Source organism: uncultured Psychroserpens sp., from assembly GCF_947492715.1.
Taxonomy (GTDB): Bacteria; Bacteroidota; Bacteroidia; order Flavobacteriales; family Flavobacteriaceae; genus Psychroserpens.
This window is the reverse complement of record NZ_CANLNS010000007.1, coordinates 126,754-145,827: the sequence shown is the minus strand read 5'-3', so window position 1 is coordinate 145,827 and position 19,074 is coordinate 126,754. Positions and strand designations below refer to the sequence as shown.

Genomic DNA, 19,074 nt, shown 5'->3' with positions numbered 1-19,074 from the left:
CACATAATAATTAAATTCAACCTAATATGAAAAAAATTACTTTTTTATTTATTGCAATTGTTACCTTATGCTTTAGTTTTTCCGCTAAAGCCCAGTGTAATTATACCTTGGAGATGAATGACTCTTGGGGTGATGGCTGGAATGGCAACACTATGGATGTACTTGTAAACGGTGTAGAGGTCTTAGATGACGTTACTTTTACAGCTGGTGAAGGAAGTCCGGCTGGAGTGCAAATGACAATGACATTTGCCGTGAACGATGGTGATATGATTACCACGCTCTGGAATGGTGGCGGAGGCTTTGGAGCCGAAACCTCCTATAGGATACTCGATGCGCTCGGCGCAGAAGTTGGTACTGGTGCAGAAACCAGTATTACAACAGCGATTTCAGCACTGTGTCCGTCTTGTTCAATTCCTGATGTCACTTACAATGTGATACCGAACTGTCCAACTGATACAGACTTCACATTAGAAGTAGTCATTAATGATATAGGTACAGCTTCTGGTGTAACTATTACAGATGACCAAGGTACTGCTGCTAGTGGTGGTTTAACTGCTGGGACGTATTCTTATGGTGCCTACACTAACGGAACAAATGTTATCATTACAGTAACCAATGATGATGATGGTACATGTACTACATCTAGTGCGGCGCTTACGTATAACGCAGCCAACTGTCCTCCATCTAATGATGATTTCGCTGGTGCAGACCCTGTTGCTTGTGGTATGAACTACACAGGATCAACAGTTGATGCAACTCTTGATGAAGATTATCCTGGAGAGCCTGCTGGTGGAGCAGATTTTGATGCGCCTAACGTATGGTTTACTTATACAGGTTCTGGATCTGCAGAGGAAGTGACATTATCACTTTGTGCTTCAGATTATGATACAGGTATCATGGTATTTACAGGAACTTCTGGAAACTTAACGCAAGTTGCAGAAAATGAAGATGCAGATGCTTGTGGAGCTAATCCACCAGAATCATATAGATCTTTCTTAACGTTTATTTCTGATGGTACAACGACGTATTACATTGCTGTAGAAGGATGGAATGTTGGAGATACTGGAAATTATGATTTAGGGGTGACTTGTGCTCCTGCTATTGTAGCTCCTGCTAATGACTTATGTGCTAATGCAGAAGGCTTAGCTGTTGGTGTTGCCGAAACAGGAACAACTGCTGGTGCAACTGTAGAAGCTGCAGATGCTAATCCAACTTGTGAGAGTGGTTTAGCTACTATCGTAGATGTATGGTATTCTTTTACTGCTTCTGAAGCTGACATGACTGTTATTACTACTTTAGGTACTGCAGATCAAGCTAACGTTGCTGTTTATGAAGATTGTACTTTAGCAACTCAGGTAGGATGTTCTGATGCTAATGGTGGTGAAACATTGAACCTTACAGGTTTAACAGTTTCTAATACTTACCTTGTTAGAGTTTGGAATGATGGTATTGCTCCTCCAACGGCTCCTCCAGCAGGAAGAGTTGAAGGTGACTTTACAATATCTGTTGATGCAACACTTTCTGTAGATGGTGTAGAAAATCCAAATGCGTTCACTTATTACCCTAACCCAGTTAAAAATGAGTTAACATTAAGTGCACAGAAGGATATTCAAAATGTAGCTGTTTATAATATGTTAGGTCAAGAAGTTCTTAGAACATCGCCTAATGCAGTTGAAAGTACTGTAGATATGAATGGTTTAAGCCAAGGAGCTTACTTCGTGCAAGTAACAATTGGTGATGTAACTAAAACAGTAAGAGTTATTAAGCAATAAACTTAGTGAATTACATAAATTTAAAAGCCCAATCATTTGATTGGGCTTTTATTTTATCCTAATTTTGATTTCAGAATTGAAAACAAACCTTTCTTTATTCTTAAATTCATATTGAGTTTAGAAGGATCGAAAATTAGGGGTTTGTTATAGGTCATGGCTTTCGTTCTTAGTTCTAGATCTAAAATCTTACACATGTCTTTTACTTTTTCTAAAGGCTCTTGATGAGAATCTAAGGTGTTTAGTTTTTTTATTAGCCCTGAACCTGGAAATGCCTCATGACACGATTTTATAAAATAATCAGTCCATATCATCACATACGATTTGCCTTCTTTCTGTTTAAGTTTATTGTGTAAGTATTGATTTAAGTCCTTAAAGTAAATTTGATTATTGTTTATAAAGCTCACATTTTTTAATCCAACTTGTAAAAGATTAAATCGCTGCGTATATTTCATAATATAATCATATTCATTGCCAATAAAACTAATCTTATTAGAATCGCTCCCTGAAAGATCCATGTCATTAAACATGGCCTTACAATGATTATAGAGTTCAAAATCAAGCGCATTGTTTTTTTTGATGCTATTCTTAATCACATCGGAAACATCATTAATCTCAGGCCTATTCAATGTTTTTCTCTTTATATCGATAGTTTTTGGCCATTTTATTCCAGTAATTGAACTAAAATATCGCATTGATTTCTCATACTCTTCAAAGAAACCAACCTTTATATTTAAACTATTAATGGTATTTAAAACAAGTTGTAAATCATTTTTTGTAACTAGGTCTTCGTCATACATTCTTTTGCCTAAAAGAAACCCCACCATATAATTACCAGTCTGTTTATGTTTTGCATATTCAATTAGATTCTTTGGAATTGGTTTTAATAATGACATAAACTCGGGTCTGTCTTTTATAAAGTAATATTCAGATATGAGTCTGTCTACTGGATTTCTTAGCATCGTAAAGATGTGATAGTCAGAGTAGGTTTCGTTTTTTAACGGATTAAAGATGTCTCCAGAATTAGAACGTTTTGTATCATATAGAATATGTCGATAATTAAAATCGGGCTCGGTTTGCCAATCCGATTTTGTCATAATACAATTGATAGTTGTGCCGCCCGTTTTCGGGATATGAATGAATATATTTTTTGATTTCATTTTTGATCTACTTGAATGATAATTTAAATATAATAATTTAAATACAATGGCTACCTTTGTATTGTATGAGAGCACTGCATTTTTCGTTTATAATCCCTGTATATAACAGACCCGAAGAAATAGAAGAACTACTTATGAGTTTTAGCCAATTAGATGGAGATCTGGCTTATGAGGTTGTTATTGTTGAAGATGGATCATCCAAAGATTGTAGGCATGTGGTAGAAAACTACAAGGCACAATTGGATATATCCTATTTCTTTAAAGAAAATTCGGGACCTGGAGATTCGAGAAATTTTGGAATGCAAAGGGCAAAAGGAAATTACTTTATTATTTTAGATTCCGATTGTTTACTGCCATCACAGTACTTGGAAACTGTGAATAGATATCTTTCTGCTAATTTTGTTCATTGTTTTGGAGGCCCTGATGCGGCACATGGTTCATTTACCAATTTGCAAAAAGCGATTAACTTTGCAATGACGTCTTTCATATCTACTGGAGGCATAAGAGGAGGGAAAATATCGGGAGATAAGTTTCAACCACGTAGCTTTAACATGGGGATCTCTAAGGAAGCCTTTACGAGTTCTGGTGGTTTTGGTATCATTCACCCAGGTGAAGATCCAGATTTATCAATAAGGTTGAATAATTTGGGTTATGATACAGTGTTAATTAACGAGGCCTTCGTATATCATAAAAGACGCATTTCTTGGAAGAAATTTTATCAGCAAGTTCATAAATTTGGTTTAGTAAGACCAATTCTTAATAGTTGGCATCCCGAAACGAGACGTTTGACGTATTGGTTTCCAACCGTATTTTCGCTTGGTTTTATAATAGCATTAATTGGTTGGTTAGTTGGAATTAAAATTTTCATAATGATGTATGCCTTGTATATTCTATTTGCTTTTGTTTTGGCTTTAACAGCTACTGTAAATTTAAGTGTAGCCATTCAATCTATTTTAGCTATTTTTATTCAGTTTTTCGGTTATGGCTATGGGTTTTTAAAATCTACATTGGCAGTAGCGGTTTTAAAAAAGAAACCAGAACAAAGATTTCCTAAATTATTTTTTAAAAATGCTAAATAGTATAAAATCAAAATTAGGACAATCAATAAGAAATAAAAGACTTAATGTTTTTGGTCTTTTCTTTTTAATAGCATTCTTAATTTTAGTTGTAACTAAACTTTCAGAAACTTATGTGGAAACAATCCCTTTTAATGTAGAATATAAAAACTTACCTGAAGCTAATGTGATTACGCTCGATAGTGTTCCTAAAGTGAATGTAACCGTGTCAACGCATGGATTCAATTTGTTCTCATATTACTTTTATGATAATTCCTATCAGTTAGATTTTGAGACGAGTACGTTTGTGAAAGACAACACATATATATGGCTTGCAGAAAAAGGAACCTACGCTATTAAGGAGCAATTAGGTAATTCGGTTAAAATCGTTTCAGTCACTCCAGATACTTTGCGTTTTCCTTTCGGAAAATTAAGCACTAAAATGGTACCAGTAGTTTTAAAATCTAAAGTCAGCTATGCTCTAGGATATGATGCTTTAAATGGAATTGAACTCATGCCAGATTCGGTCAAAGTTATAGGAGCAGAAGACCAAATTTCTGAAATAGCATTCATTGAAACCGTGCCTTTCAACTTAAATAATGTCAAGACCAATGTAGATACCGAATTAGATTTAGCATTCGAGAGCACGTCAAAGCATTTAAAACTATCGGAAGATAATGTCAGGATTAAAGCAGAGGTAGAGAAATTTACGGAAGGAACATTTGAAATTCCTATTTCAATTTTAAACTTGCCTAATACTAATGAAATTAACTTTTTTCCGAAGCACATAAAAGTAGCTTACTATTTGAGTTTAAAGGATTATAAATATGTCACTCCCAATGATTTTAAAATTGAATGTGATTACAATGAAGTGTTAGCGTCTGGAAAGTCCTACTTTACGCCCAAATTGATTGTAAATTCATCCAAGGTTAAAACGGCTAAAATGAAGCAGAATAAAGTAGAATATATTATTATAAAATGATTGTAATTGGACTTACTGGCGGAATAGGTAGTGGAAAAACTACAGTAGCCTCTTTCTTTGAAGAGCTTGGTGTTTCTATATATATAGCAGATGTCGAAGCGAAGCTATTAATGAATAGGTCCAAAGTTATTAGGCGTAAACTTATTACGCTTTTTGGAGAAGAAGCATACACCAAAAAAGGACTTAATAAGCCCTTTATAGCCTCAAAAATCTTTAATGATAAGACGTATCTTGAAAAAATGAATGCCATTGTGCATCCTAAAGTGGCATCCCATTTTAAAAGATGGATGAAGAAGCAAAAATCTGATTATGTGATCAAAGAGGCCGCAATTATCTTTGAACAAGGTAAAGAAGATGAGTATGACTATATTATAACCGTTACAGCTCATATAGACGAACGTATTAAACGTGTTATGAAAAGAGATGATAAGACGAAATCAAAAATTGAGGCCGTCATAAAAAATCAAATGAGTGACAAGGAAAAGACTGAAAAGTCTCATTTTGTGATTGTTAACAACGATTTGGAGCATACTCAAAAACAAGTTTTAAAAATTCATGAATTTATTCTCCAAAAAATCAAAAAATCGAAAAATTAACATATTTGTTAATGTAAGGTTAAATGGTAATAGTTCTAAATGTTAAAATACTAAATTTGAATGATGGGCAAAAAGCTATTCATTTTATTGGTGGTTTTAATGAGTTTATCACTCATTGGCATCATTTTCGTTCAAGCATTTTTTATAAATAACACCTTAAAAAACGAGGAAAAACAATTTACGTCTGATGTTATTCGATCTCTAAGTTTAGTGTCGAAAGCTATTGAAGACAAAGAACTTCTTAGTTATGATAGGTTATATAAAGAAGTTACCAAAAATGGTAGAACGCCTGATACTACAGAAATCAAACAACTTTTGATTTATGACTCTTTTGATGAAGATACTGATCAGGCCATACAATTTAGAAATGCCATTGCGGAAGAAAGTTTTAAAGTGCCCTCATTGTTCTTTGACATTGGTACAGACAGTATAAACATAAGCAGGTTTACTAATATTAGTGAAACCAAAGTTTATGATCGAAGCCCTATAGATGGAAGAATAAGTTTAAGCCCATCTCAAACGTTTAGAGATTATAGTACAATGGACGAGTTGGGGCGAAGTTTTTACAAAAAAAACTATCGCGCAGTTTATAAAAACTATCCAATTTATAAACGTATCTCTAATGAGGAAGTTTCAGATTTTTTAGAATCTCAATTTTCAATTAGTGGTATAAAAACAGCGTTTGAATATGCAATTTATGACAAAGATTTATCGACTAAAATTAGGTCTGATAATTTTGAATTAAATCCAGAGTCTACTATAGGAATTCCAGTTTTTTTGGATGATAAAGGAAGAAGTAAATACTCGTTATATGTAGATTTTCCTGAACGGAGAAAATATTTATTATCGTCAATTTTGGGAATGATTGTATTATCTATCATTTTTACTTCCATAATTATTTTGGCTTATTCAAGTGCTATTTATCAGTTGATTAGACAGCGTCAAATCTCTCAAATCAAAACTGATTTTATAAATAATATGACGCATGAGTTTAAAACGCCTATTGCAACTATAAATTTAGCCTTAGACTCTATACGAAATCCAAAAATAATTGGTGATCAAGATAAGGTCATGCGTTATTTAAAAATGATTAAGGATGAAAATAAGAGAATGCATGCTCAAGTAGAAAATGTATTACGAATTTCGAAGTTAGAAAAAAACGAACTTAACATTAGTAAGGAACGTGTAAAGCTCCACGACTTAGTAGAAGATGCTATTACGCATGTTGAATTGATTGTAGAGGACAGAAAAGGCTACGTTAAAACGCATTTAGAAGCAGATAAATCATCGGTTTTGGCTAACGAAACACATTTTACAAATGTGATTGTCAATATTTTAGACAACGCTATTAAATATAGTGATTCGGCACCAAAGATTGATGTTTATTCTGAAAACGTCGGTAATAATGTATTGCTTAAAATTTCAGATCAGGGAAATGGAATGTCTAAGCAAGTTCAAAAAAGAGTGTTCGAGAAGTTTTATAGAGAACATACTGGAAATGTACACAATGTAAAAGGGCACGGTTTAGGTTTAGCATATGTTAAACGAATTATAGATGATCATCAAGGTCATATATCAGTAGAAAGTGAAAAGGGAAAAGGTAGCACATTCATAATAAAGCTACCATTAATATCATAAATTATGGAAGAGCAAAATAAGAAAATTCTTTTAGTAGAAGACGATCCAAATTTTGGAACGGTTTTAAAAGATTATTTAAACATGAACGACTATGACGTAGTTCATGCTAAAAACGGAATGGAAGGTTTCGAAAAATTCAAAAAGGACGATTATGACCTATGTATATTAGATGTTATGATGCCTTATAAAGATGGATTTACCCTAGCTAAAGAGATTAGGGAAAAGAATACGGATGTTCCAATTATTTTCTTGACTGCCAAAGCTATGAAAGAAGATGTTCTTAAAGGGTATAAAGTTGGTGCAGATGACTATTTAAACAAGCCATTTGACAGTGAAGTACTTTTAATGAAGATTAAGGCAATTATGCAGCGTAAAGCTACAGATACCATTGCAGATAGCAAGCAATTTGAATTCAAGATTGGACGTTTTGACTTGAATTCTAAATTACGTTTCTTAAAATTTAATGGAAAAGATCCGATTAAATTATCTCCAAAAGAGAATGAATTATTACGTATGTTAGCTTTACATGAAAACGACCTAATGCCTCGTGAATTGGCCTTAACAAAAATATGGAGAGATGATAACTACTTTACATCTCGAAGTATGGACGTGTATATTGCTAAACTTAGAAAGTATTTAAAATTAGATGAAAACGTGGAGATTTTAAATATCCATGGAGAAGGTTTTAGATTAGTTGTTAATCAAGATGCCTAATTAGAATTATATCATATTAAAAGAAGCCAATCATTTGTTGATTGGTTTTTTTATGAATCCATCTCTAATTTAATTGCAGCTACGATAGCTTCTAACTTATATTGGTAATCAAACCAGATGGTGTTTTCGTTCTTTTTAAACCAGGTTAGCTGGCGTTTTGCAAAACGTCTGGTGTTCTTTTTTATTTCTGAAATAGCAAATTCTAAATCCCATGTGCCGTCTAAGTAATTGAAGAGCTCTTTGTATCCTACTGTATTAAGGGCATTGAGATGTTGCATTGGTTTTAACTGCTTTACTTCGTCTAGTAAACCTTCGGTTATCATAAGATCAACACGTTGGTTGATTCTATCATATATGTTTTGTCGCTCTGCTGTTAACCCAATGGTAATCGTCTTAAAGGCTCTTGTCTTGTCCTTGCCTTTTAAAAATGAAGAGTAGGGTTTTCCACTTGAGAGGCAAACCTCTAAAGCTCTTATAACACGTTGCGGATTATCAATAGCAATTGTTTTATAGGCTTTCGGGTCTAATGCTTTAAGTTGAGCCTGTAAAGGTTTTAATCCTTCGTTTTGATATCGAGTATTGAGTAATGTTCTTGTGGCTACATCAATTTTTGGTAAATCGTCTAAACCTTTCGTAACAGCGTTTACATAAAGTCCAGACCCTCCAACCATAACGACGACTTTATGTTTTTGATGCAGCTTATCAAGTAATGCAATAGCATCTTTTTCAAAAGCACCAACATTATAATAGTGATCTACAGGTAAATGTTTTATAAAATGATGAGTCGCAGCGGCAAGTTCAGAAGGGGTAGGAGCAGCAGTGCCAATCTGCATTTCGTTATAAAACTGTCTGGAATCTGCCGAAATAATTTCGGTATTAAAATGACTGGCTAGCTTAATACTAAGTGCCGTTTTTCCTATCGCTGTAGGACCAACAATAGAAATTAAATAGTTAGTTTTCATTTAATTCATGACCACAATTATGGCAAAACTGAGAGTTATCACGATGCTTTCCTTCTAAACAATTAGGGCAAGATTGTGTGTTTGTGTGTACGTCGTGCTTATTTACTTTTGTCATTTCAGAAGACACAATTCCTGTGGGTACAGCAATAATACCATAACCCATAATCATAATTAAAGAAGCAATAAACTGACCTAAGGGTGTTGCAGGTGCAATATCACCATAACCAACTGTAGTTAATGTCACAATAGCCCAATATACACTTCGCGGAATACTTGTAAAACCACTACCTTCTTTGCTTTCTACTAAATACATAATCGTTCCGAGAATAATGCATAAAATGATTACAAAAGAAAGGAAAACAGCAATTTTTGCTCGACTGGTTTTTAAAGCTCTTACAAAATTTGTTGACGCGCCTATATAGCGTGTGAGTTTTAAAATTCTAAAAACACGTAACAATCGTAATGCTCTAAAAGCGACGAGTGAACTTGAACTTACAAAAAAGAAGGATAAGTACATTGGTATAGTAGAAAGTAAATCAATGATACCATAAAAACTCGTAACGTATTTTAATGGTTTTTTTACACTAATAACTCTAGCTATATATTCTATAGAAAATAGAATGGTAATAATCCATTCTGAAATAATAAGAAAGTTATGATATTTCGTGTCAATGCTTTCTACACTTTCAAGCATTACTAAAACGATACTCGCTAAAATAACAAAGAGCAAGATGACATCAAACAATTTTCCGGCAGGCGTATCTGCCTCATAAATTATTTCATGCAGTTTCTTTTGCCATTTTGAAGTTTTAGTGCTCATGAATTCAAAAATACTAAAAGTTTATTGTTTTTTCTCTAAGACAATAATGGAGTTGTTCTGTATGTCAATAACCTTAGTCATAATTTCTTTTAGAGCTTCGTAATAATTAGGTGGATAAATGGCTTGACTGAAGGATAATTTAAAATATAATAAGACCTCATTGTTTTTTTGTTGAACAGAAAAGCGTACTGAAGCCTCTCGACCAGGTAAAGAAAGGTTTAGGTTTTGAGGAATCTCTAATATGTTATATGAATCATCGACATTAACTTTAATTTTATAGATATAAGTGTCCTTGTAACCAAAGTCAATTGGATAACTTCGTTCTTGTAATCTAAAAGGGTTTTTTGGAAAAAACTCTAACAGTACTGGATTTAAATATATGTTATTTCCAATGATTTCGGCTGTGTTTTGTACTTCAAAACTACTTTTAAAACTGTCTGAGATTTTTTCTTTTGTAATTACCTCAAATTTTGAAAATTCTAAGAAGTCAAACTCATTTTTAAAGTTGTGTATAAACTTTTCGGAATCTTCAAAATAACGCTCTTTTATGGGTAAAGCATGATAGCCAGTTGATTCAAAATCTACATTGGCTGTAATGTTTTGATCTTTATCAATGCTTAACTCATAACTATATTGCATGAGACTAGTGTCTTCAATTTTTATTTCATACCAAGAGCTTCCGTTTGCAAAATCTAAAACTCTTCCATACTGATTAAGGCATCTAAAAGGGACCTCTCCAAAGGCCACATAGTTACTTGTTGCATCCAATAGGTATGTTTTACCATCAATTACAGCTTTTATGATGAGATAATTAAAGTCAGAAATAACGGGGTAAAGCACCGTAGCAAACCCATTTTCCCTTGTGGAGAGCACGATGAGTTGCACGTCGATTTCGAACTCGTTTAGTAATAAGTACAATAACATGTTAATGTCTCCAACATTTCCCGTTTTGTGTTCTACTAGGTATTTGGTTGAAATGTTGTCAAAAGCACGTTTTCCGCCATTCCATTTGTAGTTGCTTTGAACATATTCAAAGATTTTTTTCGCTTTTTCTAATGGATCAGAAAGCGAAGTAATGTCTTCTGAAATTAAATTTTTATAGTCTGTTGTTTGGATCAATTCATGTCCTAAAGAAGTGTCTTTAAGAATCTGATTATCAACTACTTGCCATGTCTTTGTGATATGTTTAGTATTTCGATATCCTTTTATAGACTTTAACTCGTATTCAATTCTTGACAGATAGTTGTCTTTTGTAGTGATATAATCTTCAACAATAAAAGCAGGAATATCTTTCATAATATACTTGCTAACATTGCATATAGCATTACTACCTGGTATTCTAGTGCAATAAGGGTCTTCTGTGATTTCTTTAGATGTAAATTCTAAGTTTCCTACTAATTTTGCATGGTATTCAAAATGACTAGGAATACTTGCATTATATTCGCTATACAATTTAGGAATGTCACTCTGAAAACTCCATCCTTTGTACTTATATAGAAAAGGAGATATTTTGGTGTAGCTATAAACAACTACAGAGCCTTCCTTTATTTTTGGAAATACGATTTTAATAGTTTTTAAACTTTCAGATGCGTCTTCTTCAAAAATAGCGGCCTTTTTTAATCTAGTCTTTTCAATAGAACCATTTACGAGATTATAAACAGTAGCTTTTATGTTTTTGATGCTTTCTTTGTCTCCGCTATAATCTTCAAAAAGAGGAATGATTACTTCGCCGTAACTAAATCCCTTTTTATTAAGGATTTTTACTTTTTTCTTTACCTCTGTTTCAATATTGAGAGTTCGAGAATTAACATCACTTTCTCCAACTTCATATATAACTAATGCATTTGCGGTAGAATCTTTTTCAAATACATTTAGTTCTAGGTCTTCTTTTGTGACATCAAAACTGTCTGAATTAAATTTTGATTGTGAATGTGCGGAAGTAACACCTAGTAACAAAAGTAATACTGTAATATATCTCATAAATTAAAGTGAAATGGTTTTAACTCTTTTATTGCGGCGCAAATAACTTTGAATAATGTGCTGTGTGTCTCGATTGTTTTCCATTGGTGTAATAATAGACTCGAGAATTTCGATATTATTAATTTGATGGTTTAGATCGTAAAAGCCTAAACCTTTAAAAACCCCATTCTCAATGTAAATCACACTTTTTTCGTCTATATCTCGACCTTGATCGATAATAACCATATTTTTATTGTCATAGCTGTTCTTAGCAATGAGTTCCTGAACACGCTTATTATAATCTTCTGGAGCTTCTTCATTGATACAGGCTCCATTACAACTTTTGATCGTATAATTAAAGCAATTTGATGATGTTGGATATAAACCTGTTAATTTCTGGCAGAGCATATATTGCTCAACCACTTTAAACATAAAACTTTTAGCACTTTGCATATTGCTAAATGTGGTTATGGGTTTTTCGTTAGCATTTGTTTTATCAATTTTTAAATTGATATAGCCATTTTCGTCAATAAAACTATATAAAGCGTGTGTAAAGATAGTTCGTCTTAACGCTCTGTTATATAGTGGTTTACTTCTTTTTATTTCTTCGCTCTCTTTTAACAAGGCAACAAGTTCGCTTCCTGTGGCTTCATAGGTAACTGATTTTGCTAATAGTTGTAGTTTTTTAGACTTAGTACTGTTGTTTGTAAAATGCTGATTAATACGATGCTTGATGTTTTTACTCTTACCTATGTATATAATTTCACCGCTTTCATCATGAATATAATAGACACCTGTAATAGAAGGTAATTTATCTATAATTAAGCGATGATTATCATTAAGACGCTTTATAACTTCTGTTTTGACATTACTTTTAATGATATGTTTATCTATGTCTTTAGATAATAACATTTTAAATAATTTCACTGTAGCCATGGCGTCACCATTGGCTCTATGTCTATCACTAACAGGAATGCCAAGTGCTCTTGTTAATTTACCTAAACTGTAAGAAGGCTGGTCTGGAATTAATTGTTTTGAAAGTTCAACAGTGCATAAAGTTTTACGTTTAAAACCAAAACCTAAACGCTTAAATTCTGTTCGTAAAATTCTATAATCAAATTGGGCGTTATGAGCCACAATAATACAGTCTTCGGTAATTTCAACAATACGCTTGGCGACCTCATAAAATTTTGGAGCCGTTTTTAGCATATTACTATTGATTCCGGTAAGGTTAACCACAAAGGGCTGTATTTCGCGCTCTGGATTGACAAGACTAATGAACTTATCAATGACTTTATGTCCGTCAAATTTATAGATGGCAATTTCAGTAATGCCTTCTTCATTGTACTTTCCGCCTGTTGTTTCTATGTCGAGTATTGCGTAGATAAATTGATGTTTTTAATTTAATAATTACGACTGCCAAATATACTACTTCCTACACGAACCATTGTACTTCCACAATCAATTGCTAATTGGTAATCTCCGCTCATTCCCATACTTATCACATCAAGTGTATTATGAGTTGTTTTGAGCATATCAAACGCTAATTTAAGTCTTTCAAATTCTTGTCGAACTTGTGAGCTGTCATCGGTAAATGTTGCCATTCCCATAACACCAATAATATTAACGTTGTTTAATGTTGAAAAGTCTTCTGAATGTAATAATTCGTTGGCATCAGAAGATGACATTCCAAATTTGGAGTCTTCTTCAGCAATTTTTATCTGTAGTAAACAATTGATAATTCTATTATGCTTTTGAGCTTGTTTATCAATTTCCTTGAGTAATTTTAGGCTGTCAACACCATGAATTAAAGTCACAAATTTTGCCATGTACTTCACTTTGTTACGCTGTACATGACCAATCATATGCCACTCTATATCTTTAGGCATTTGATCGTGTTTCTCTACCATTTCTTGGATTTTGTTTTCTCCAAAAACACGTTGCCCAGCAGCGTAGGCTTCCATCAAATCACTTACAGGTTTTGTTTTAGAAACAGCAACTAGGGTGACATGCTCTGGTAATTGAGATTGTATTGTATTTAGATTTTGTTTGATGTCCATTTCCTTGTTATAATTAATCTAGATTTGAGCCTTTATCATTCCACCAATCATTTGGGTTTTCTGCCTTTTTTCCTGTATACTCGTCCCATCGTTTATAGATATTATAAATGATAATAACAATTAATAAAGAGACTAAGATATATTTCATTTTACATATTCTGTTCTATCATGTATTGATGCTTTGGAATATCGAAAACCGAATTTTCTAACTTTTGTTTTTTTACTTCTGTTGCTACAACTCTAACGCTTATAGCATCGTAGGTCATTTCCAGCTTAAGGTATATTGCTTTCATTAGTTTCATAATGTCATACTTATTACCTATCGTAAAGTTTTTGTAATATTCAGGGTTTAATGAGAGTTCGCTGGTATAATAGTATGTTTTTGTACCATAGCCACCTTCTACAATGAGTTTATCGCATATATAGCCTAAAATTGTATCTGTTCTTTTTTCAATTTTATAGGAAAATGTTTCCTTTTTGTCAGTGTTAACCTTGCTGTAGAACAATGAATCTGATTTTATGTTGTGTTTGTAATACACCATAGAATCATTATGCCTAAAAAGCTGATAACTGATGAATCTTGAATTGGTAAGTTCTTTGTAATATCCATTTTTGAAGTAAGTAGTTACATCTGTGCCTAATTCTTTCTTGAGTTCGTCATTTGATAAAGCTGTTTTATTTATAGGATATTCAGACTTGTAAGTTATGACACCCTCGAAATCTTGAGCATGCATAGTTAATGTCATTAAACATACAATAAAAGACCATCTGAGTTTCATGCTATATCAATTTTAGAATTCATAAATTGTGACACCACTTCGAAGTTTAGGTTCAATAAAAGTACTCTTAGGGGGCATTTTAAGTCCGTCGTCTGCAATGTGTTTCATTTCGTTTATATCTACAGGAACCATACCAAACCCAACAGCAAATTCACCATTGTCAATGCGTTCTTTTACATTAATGATGTCTTTCTTGCCATTAATATAATCGATACGCACATCATTTCTTAGGTCTTCAATGCCCAAAATAGGTTGAAGAATAGTATTGTATAAAATTTGTGGATCTAAGGCATCTAAAGATGTTTTAAAATTGTAGAGCGATTTCCGAAGGTATAAGGAATAAAACTCACCATCTAAGTACATACTAAAATGATGCTTTTTTGAGGGCTTGTAGGGAACAACACCTCTGTTTTCAATTCTGAAGATGGTATCCAATTCGATTAAGAACTCTTCCTTTGTAAGTCCATTTAAGTCTTTTACTAGTCTGTTAAATTCATGAATACGCAATTCTGATTCTGGAATGAGAAAGGTCATAAATTGATTGTAAGACTCATCTCCAGTATGTTTTGGGTTGTTTTTTTTTTCGTCTTTATAAAGCAAATATGACGACGCCGAGCGATGATGACCATCTGCAATATAGATAGTAGACATTTTTTCAAAGGCTTCCTTGATAGTGTCAAGTAACGATGGATCTTCTAATTTCCACAGATAATGTGTGTCTCTATAGGTTGTTGTAAATTCAAATTCTGCACGCTCTTTTTGAACGTTTTGAATGATTTTTGAAATGGTTGGATTATCTGGATAGGTGAGAAGCACAGGTTCTGCATTAAATCCAACTGTTTTTAAATAGTCTTTAAAAATACGTTCGCGATATTCAATAGTATCCTCATGTTTCTTGATGGTGTCCTTTTCGTAATCTTCTGCACTAGCTGCTGCAACAATACCATTAAACACTTGGTGATCTCTATCTACGATTTTATAAATGTAGTATGATGGTGTTTTGTCATGCACAAAAACATTATCCTCTTTAAATTCCAAATAACGATTGCGCACAAGTGTATAGCGTTCTGTACCTGTAATCTCTCGGGCATATTTATAGCCAGGATTTACGATATGTAAAAAAGAAAACGGGTTATAATCTAATCGAGCTTCACGTTCAGCCTGTGTATACGTTTGATATGAGCGCGATGCAACAAGGCTCACTTTATCACGTGTTGGTCGAACTGCTTTAAATGGAAGTATTTTTGCCAATTATTTTCTGTTTTTATTTATAAACGCTGTTGGATCTAGATATCCTGTAGTATCAGAAGAATAACCACCTCCAATACTTAAGCCAACGGCATCTCTTAGTTCTAGATGAAGATGTGCATAATAATTACCATTACAATTGCCAATAGTAGCAATTTGCTCACCTTTCTTTATAAAGTTATTTGCCTTTACAACCATAGTATCACAATGTGCATATAGTGATTCGTATAATGTGTTATTATGTAAATGCACGATTCTAACTACATTTCCCCAGCCACCTTCATAATCTTTTACTTCACTAATATAACCATTTGCTATAGCATATATAGGGTCTCCTAAATCTGTGTTACCACCGCCAACCCCATTCCAATCATCACCTAAATGATCGTTTTCTTGAAATTTTTGAGCATTGTAATAACCACGTGCATTTGGTTTGCCAATAGGAAAATCAAAACCATCAGAACTATAATCAGGATTGTCTGTTAGAAGTTTGAGATAGTCTGTTTTCTGCTCGATGACTTCCGTTGTGTCTTCTGTAATTACGATATCTTCTATAGTATGGACTTCCTCATTTGTTGTTTTATCATGGTTCTTACATGCTACGAAAGCAAGTAAAAGAAGCCCACAAATAAACAAACGAGTCATAAAAAAGGAGATTTACTTAGTAAACTGCTTCGCTACAGTTTCTGCTTTTCTACTTTCAGAATAATCATAGAATCCCTCACCAGATTTCACGCCAAGTTTACCTGCTCTAACCATATTAACTAATAATGGACAAGGCGCGTATTTTGGGTTTTTAAATCCGTCGTACATCACATTCAAAATAGATAAACAAACATCAAGGCCAATAAAATCTGCAAGTTGTAAGGGACCCATAGGATGTGCCATACCTAATTTCATTACGGTATCTATTTCTACTACACCAGCAACGCCATTGTAGAGTGTTTCAATAGATTCATTAAGCATAGGCATTAAAATACGGTTGGCTACAAATCCAGGGTAATCGTTAACCTCAGTTGGTATTTTACCTAAAGTTTTTGACAATTTCATAATGGTATTAGTTACTTCGTCACTCGTATTATAACCACGAATGATTTCTACCAATTTCATGATAGGCACAGGGTTCATAAAGTGCATTCCAATAACCATTTCTGGACGAGATGTTGCCGCTCCAATTTGAGTAATCGAAATAGAGGAAGTGTTGGTTGCTAGAATAGTGTCATCTGGACACGCCTCATCTAACTGCTTGAAAATTTTAAGTTTTAAGTCAATATTTTCTGTAGCAGCTTCAACCACAAGACCAGCATATTCCACACCTTCGGTGATGCTAGTAAATGTTGTAATATTATCCAACGTAGTTTGTTTGTCGCTTTCAGAAATTTTCTCTTTAGCAACCATTCTATCTAGGTTTTTAGAAATGGTGGCTATACCTCTTTTAAGAGAATCTTCGCTAATGTCTATTAATTGTACTTTAAATCCAGATTGAGCAAAAGTATGGGCAATTCCGTTTCCCATGGTTCCAGCTCCTATAACTGCTACGTTTTTCATTTATATTGATTTTATTTTTTAAAATTGATCTATTATCATTGTTGCTACGCGTAAGGCTTCGGTTCCGTCATGAAGTGTTACGATAGGTGTTGTGTTGTTGTTTATAGCATCAGCAAATGTTTCTAATTCGTCTAAGATAGCATTGTTGTTAGCTATTTGCGGGTTGTCAAAATAGATTTGTTTTTTTATGCCTTCAGCGTTTTGTAGAATCATATCAAAATCTCCAGGTTGTTCTGGCGCATCTTTCATTTTTACAACTTCACATTTCTTTTCAAGGAAATCCACAGAGATGTAAGCGTCCTTTTGAAAGAAACGTGTTTTTCTCATGTTTTTAAGAGAAATACGACTTGCTGTTAAATTAGCAACACAACCATTTTCAAATTCAATTCTTGCATTTGCAATATCTGGTGTATCACTTATTACAGAAACACCACTTGCTGAAACATTTTTTACTTTAGATCTAACAACGCTTAAGATGATGTCTATGTCATGAATCATTAAATCGAGAACGACAGGAACATCTGTGCCACGTGGATTAAATTCGGCCAAACGATGTGTTTCAATAAACATTGGGTTATTGACTTGATCTCGAACTGCTATAAATGCCGGATTGAAACGCTCTACATGACCAACCTGACCTCTAATGTTATGTTTGGCCAATAATTCTCTAATGTGTTCTGCTTCCTCAACTGTGTTAGTAATGGGCTTTTCAATGAAAATATGTTTGCCTTGAGCGATTGCTTTTTTAGCGCAATCATAATGCGACAAGGTTGGTGTTACAATATCTACCATATCCACAGCTTCAATAAGCGCTTCAATAGAATTAAAGTATTTATAACCAAATTCGGTTTCCACCTTTTTAGCATTGGTTTCATCTGCGTCATAAAACCCAACAAGGTCATATTTTTCAGATTGATTAAGAAGTCTTAAATGGATTTTACCAAGGTGACCAGCACCTAGAACACCAGCTTTTAGCATGATTTTACGTTTTCAACAAAAATAAGATTTTTCAGAGTTTATTTATGAGAAAATGACAATAAAAAATCATTGCTTTTATGAGGTTGATAATTCAATTAGATTTAACTTTCAGTATAAAAATGTTTCAGTTATTTTAGCATAACAAACTTAACTACTTTGAAAGACACGTTTAAACATCAAGGGCTACGGCAAAAGCTGGTGGCCACGCTAAAATCCAAAGGCATATCTAACGAAAAAGTTCTGGAAGCTATAGGTGCCATACCAAGACATTTATTTATGGATTCTAGTTTTTTAGATCATGCTTATCAGGATAAAGCATTTCCAATTGCTGCCGATCAAACCATTTCACAGCCATATACTGTTGCATTTCAAACCGAACTTATGCAAGTTAAACGTGGTGATACCGTTCTTGAAATAGGAACAGGAAGCGGTTATCAAACGGCTGTTTTATGTGTGCTTGGCGCTAAGGTGTACAGTATTGAACGCCAGAATGAACTCTATAAAAAGACAAGCAAATTCTTACCAAAATTGGGATACAGAGCAAAGAAACTCATTTTTGGAGATGGTTATATTGGTTTAGAAGATGAAGCTCCTTTTGATAGTATTATTGTAACAGCTGGTGCTCCTTTCGTACCTAAACCTTTATTAAGTCAGCTTAAAATAGGAGGACGTTTAGTTATTCCCGTTGGAGACGATGTACAAATTATGACCTTATTTATTAGAAAAGGGGCAAAAGAGTTTGAACAACATGAATTTGGAGAATTTCGTTTTGTACCTTTATTAGAAGATAAGAATTAAATGGCTAT

At 33.4% G+C, this 19,074-nt stretch carries 19 protein-coding genes; 7 read left to right on the top strand and 12 right to left on the bottom strand.

Going from position 1 to position 19,074, the window contains the following annotated elements; all coding sequences use genetic code 11:
• Positions 1 to 26: 26 nt before the first annotated feature.
• Entirely contained in the window at positions 27 to 1,772 is a 1,746-nt protein-coding gene (locus Q0787_RS16440; protein ID WP_298903933.1) for a T9SS type A sorting domain-containing protein, read from the top strand.
• Positions 1,773 to 1,825: 53 nt separating this feature from the next.
• Here the strand turns inward: Q0787_RS16440 and Q0787_RS16435 are convergent, their stop codons facing one another.
• On the bottom strand, positions 1,826 to 2,929 hold the full coding sequence (locus tag Q0787_RS16435; protein ID WP_298903932.1) for a sulfotransferase family 2 domain-containing protein: 1,104 nt from the start codon (positions 2,927 to 2,929) through the stop codon (positions 1,826 to 1,828).
• 65 nt (positions 2,930 to 2,994) lie between these two features.
• Here Q0787_RS16435 and Q0787_RS16430 point away from each other — a divergent pair, with 65 nt between their 5' ends.
• The 5 genes from Q0787_RS16430 to Q0787_RS16410 all read left to right on the top strand — a co-directional run bounded on the left by Q0787_RS16430 (position 2,995) and on the right by Q0787_RS16410 (position 7,914).
• Positions 2,995 to 4,008, top strand: coding sequence for a glycosyltransferase (locus Q0787_RS16430; RefSeq protein ID WP_298903931.1), 1,014 nt, complete (start codon positions 2,995 to 2,997; stop codon positions 4,006 to 4,008).
• A complete protein-coding gene (locus Q0787_RS16425; RefSeq protein WP_298903930.1) occupies positions 3,998 to 4,966 on the top strand; it encodes a CdaR family protein in 969 nt (322 codons plus the stop codon). The genes Q0787_RS16430 and Q0787_RS16425 overlap by 11 nt, the downstream gene beginning before the upstream one ends.
• Complete coding sequence (coaE, locus tag Q0787_RS16420) at positions 4,963 to 5,562, top strand: dephospho-CoA kinase (RefSeq protein WP_298903929.1); 600 nt, start codon at positions 4,963 to 4,965, stop codon at positions 5,560 to 5,562. Before Q0787_RS16425 ends, coaE begins: the two co-directional genes overlap by 4 nt.
• Before the next feature lie 99 nt (positions 5,563 to 5,661).
• Complete coding sequence (locus Q0787_RS16415; RefSeq protein WP_298903928.1) at positions 5,662 to 7,200, top strand: sensor histidine kinase KdpD; 1,539 nt, start codon at positions 5,662 to 5,664, stop codon at positions 7,198 to 7,200.
• Between the two features lie 3 nt (positions 7,201 to 7,203).
• Positions 7,204 to 7,914, top strand: coding sequence for a response regulator transcription factor (locus tag Q0787_RS16410; protein WP_230935597.1), 711 nt, complete (start codon positions 7,204 to 7,206; stop codon positions 7,912 to 7,914).
• A gap of 50 nt (positions 7,915 to 7,964) precedes the next feature.
• Here the strand turns inward: Q0787_RS16410 and miaA are convergent, their stop codons facing one another.
• Genes miaA through Q0787_RS16355 form a run of 11 tightly spaced genes read right to left on the bottom strand, consistent with a single transcriptional unit; the run spans position 7,965 to position 18,268 of the window.
• Positions 7,965 to 8,876, bottom strand: a complete 912-nt coding sequence (miaA, locus tag Q0787_RS16405; protein WP_298903927.1) for a tRNA (adenosine(37)-N6)-dimethylallyltransferase MiaA — start codon at positions 8,874 to 8,876, stop codon at positions 7,965 to 7,967.
• On the bottom strand, positions 8,866 to 9,696 hold the full coding sequence (locus tag Q0787_RS16400; protein ID WP_298903926.1) for an ion transporter: 831 nt from the start codon (positions 9,694 to 9,696) through the stop codon (positions 8,866 to 8,868). The genes miaA and Q0787_RS16400 overlap by 11 nt, the downstream gene beginning before the upstream one ends.
• Before the next feature lie 21 nt (positions 9,697 to 9,717).
• Positions 9,718 to 11,676 carry a DUF3857 domain-containing protein gene (locus Q0787_RS16395; RefSeq protein WP_298903925.1) on the bottom strand — a complete coding sequence of 653 codons (1,959 nt, stop codon included), beginning with the start codon at positions 11,674 to 11,676 and terminating at the stop codon, positions 9,718 to 9,720.
• 3 nt (positions 11,677 to 11,679) lie between these two features.
• Positions 11,680 to 13,041, bottom strand: a complete 1,362-nt coding sequence (locus Q0787_RS16390) for an exonuclease domain-containing protein (RefSeq protein WP_298904019.1) — start codon at positions 13,039 to 13,041, stop codon at positions 11,680 to 11,682.
• A gap of 17 nt (positions 13,042 to 13,058) precedes the next feature.
• A complete protein-coding gene (locus Q0787_RS16385; protein ID WP_298903924.1) occupies positions 13,059 to 13,715 on the bottom strand; it encodes a YggS family pyridoxal phosphate-dependent enzyme in 657 nt (218 codons plus the stop codon).
• A gap of 13 nt (positions 13,716 to 13,728) precedes the next feature.
• The gene (locus Q0787_RS16380; protein ID WP_298903923.1) at positions 13,729 to 13,863 is read right to left on the bottom strand and encodes a hypothetical protein; all 135 of its coding nucleotides are present in this window, start codon (positions 13,861 to 13,863) and stop codon (positions 13,729 to 13,731) included.
• A 1-nt stretch (position 13,864) separates the two neighbouring features.
• Positions 13,865 to 14,494, bottom strand: a complete 630-nt coding sequence (locus Q0787_RS16375; RefSeq protein WP_298903922.1) for a hypothetical protein — start codon at positions 14,492 to 14,494, stop codon at positions 13,865 to 13,867.
• A gap of 12 nt (positions 14,495 to 14,506) precedes the next feature.
• Entirely contained in the window at positions 14,507 to 15,745 is a 1,239-nt protein-coding gene (locus Q0787_RS16370) for a DUF1015 domain-containing protein (protein WP_298903921.1), read from the bottom strand.
• Complete coding sequence (locus Q0787_RS16365) at positions 15,746 to 16,387, bottom strand: M23 family metallopeptidase (RefSeq protein ID WP_298903920.1); 642 nt, start codon at positions 16,385 to 16,387, stop codon at positions 15,746 to 15,748.
• Between the two features lie 12 nt (positions 16,388 to 16,399).
• Positions 16,400 to 17,290, bottom strand: coding sequence for a 3-hydroxyacyl-CoA dehydrogenase family protein (locus tag Q0787_RS16360; protein WP_298903919.1), 891 nt, complete (start codon positions 17,288 to 17,290; stop codon positions 16,400 to 16,402).
• Positions 17,291 to 17,308: 18 nt separating this feature from the next.
• Positions 17,309 to 18,268, bottom strand: coding sequence for a Gfo/Idh/MocA family oxidoreductase (locus Q0787_RS16355; protein ID WP_298903918.1), 960 nt, complete (start codon positions 18,266 to 18,268; stop codon positions 17,309 to 17,311).
• Between the two features lie 156 nt (positions 18,269 to 18,424).
• Here Q0787_RS16355 and Q0787_RS16350 point away from each other — a divergent pair, with 156 nt between their 5' ends.
• Entirely contained in the window at positions 18,425 to 19,066 is a 642-nt protein-coding gene (locus Q0787_RS16350) for a protein-L-isoaspartate(D-aspartate) O-methyltransferase (protein ID WP_298903917.1), read from the top strand.
• Positions 19,067 to 19,074: the final 8 nt, after the last annotated feature.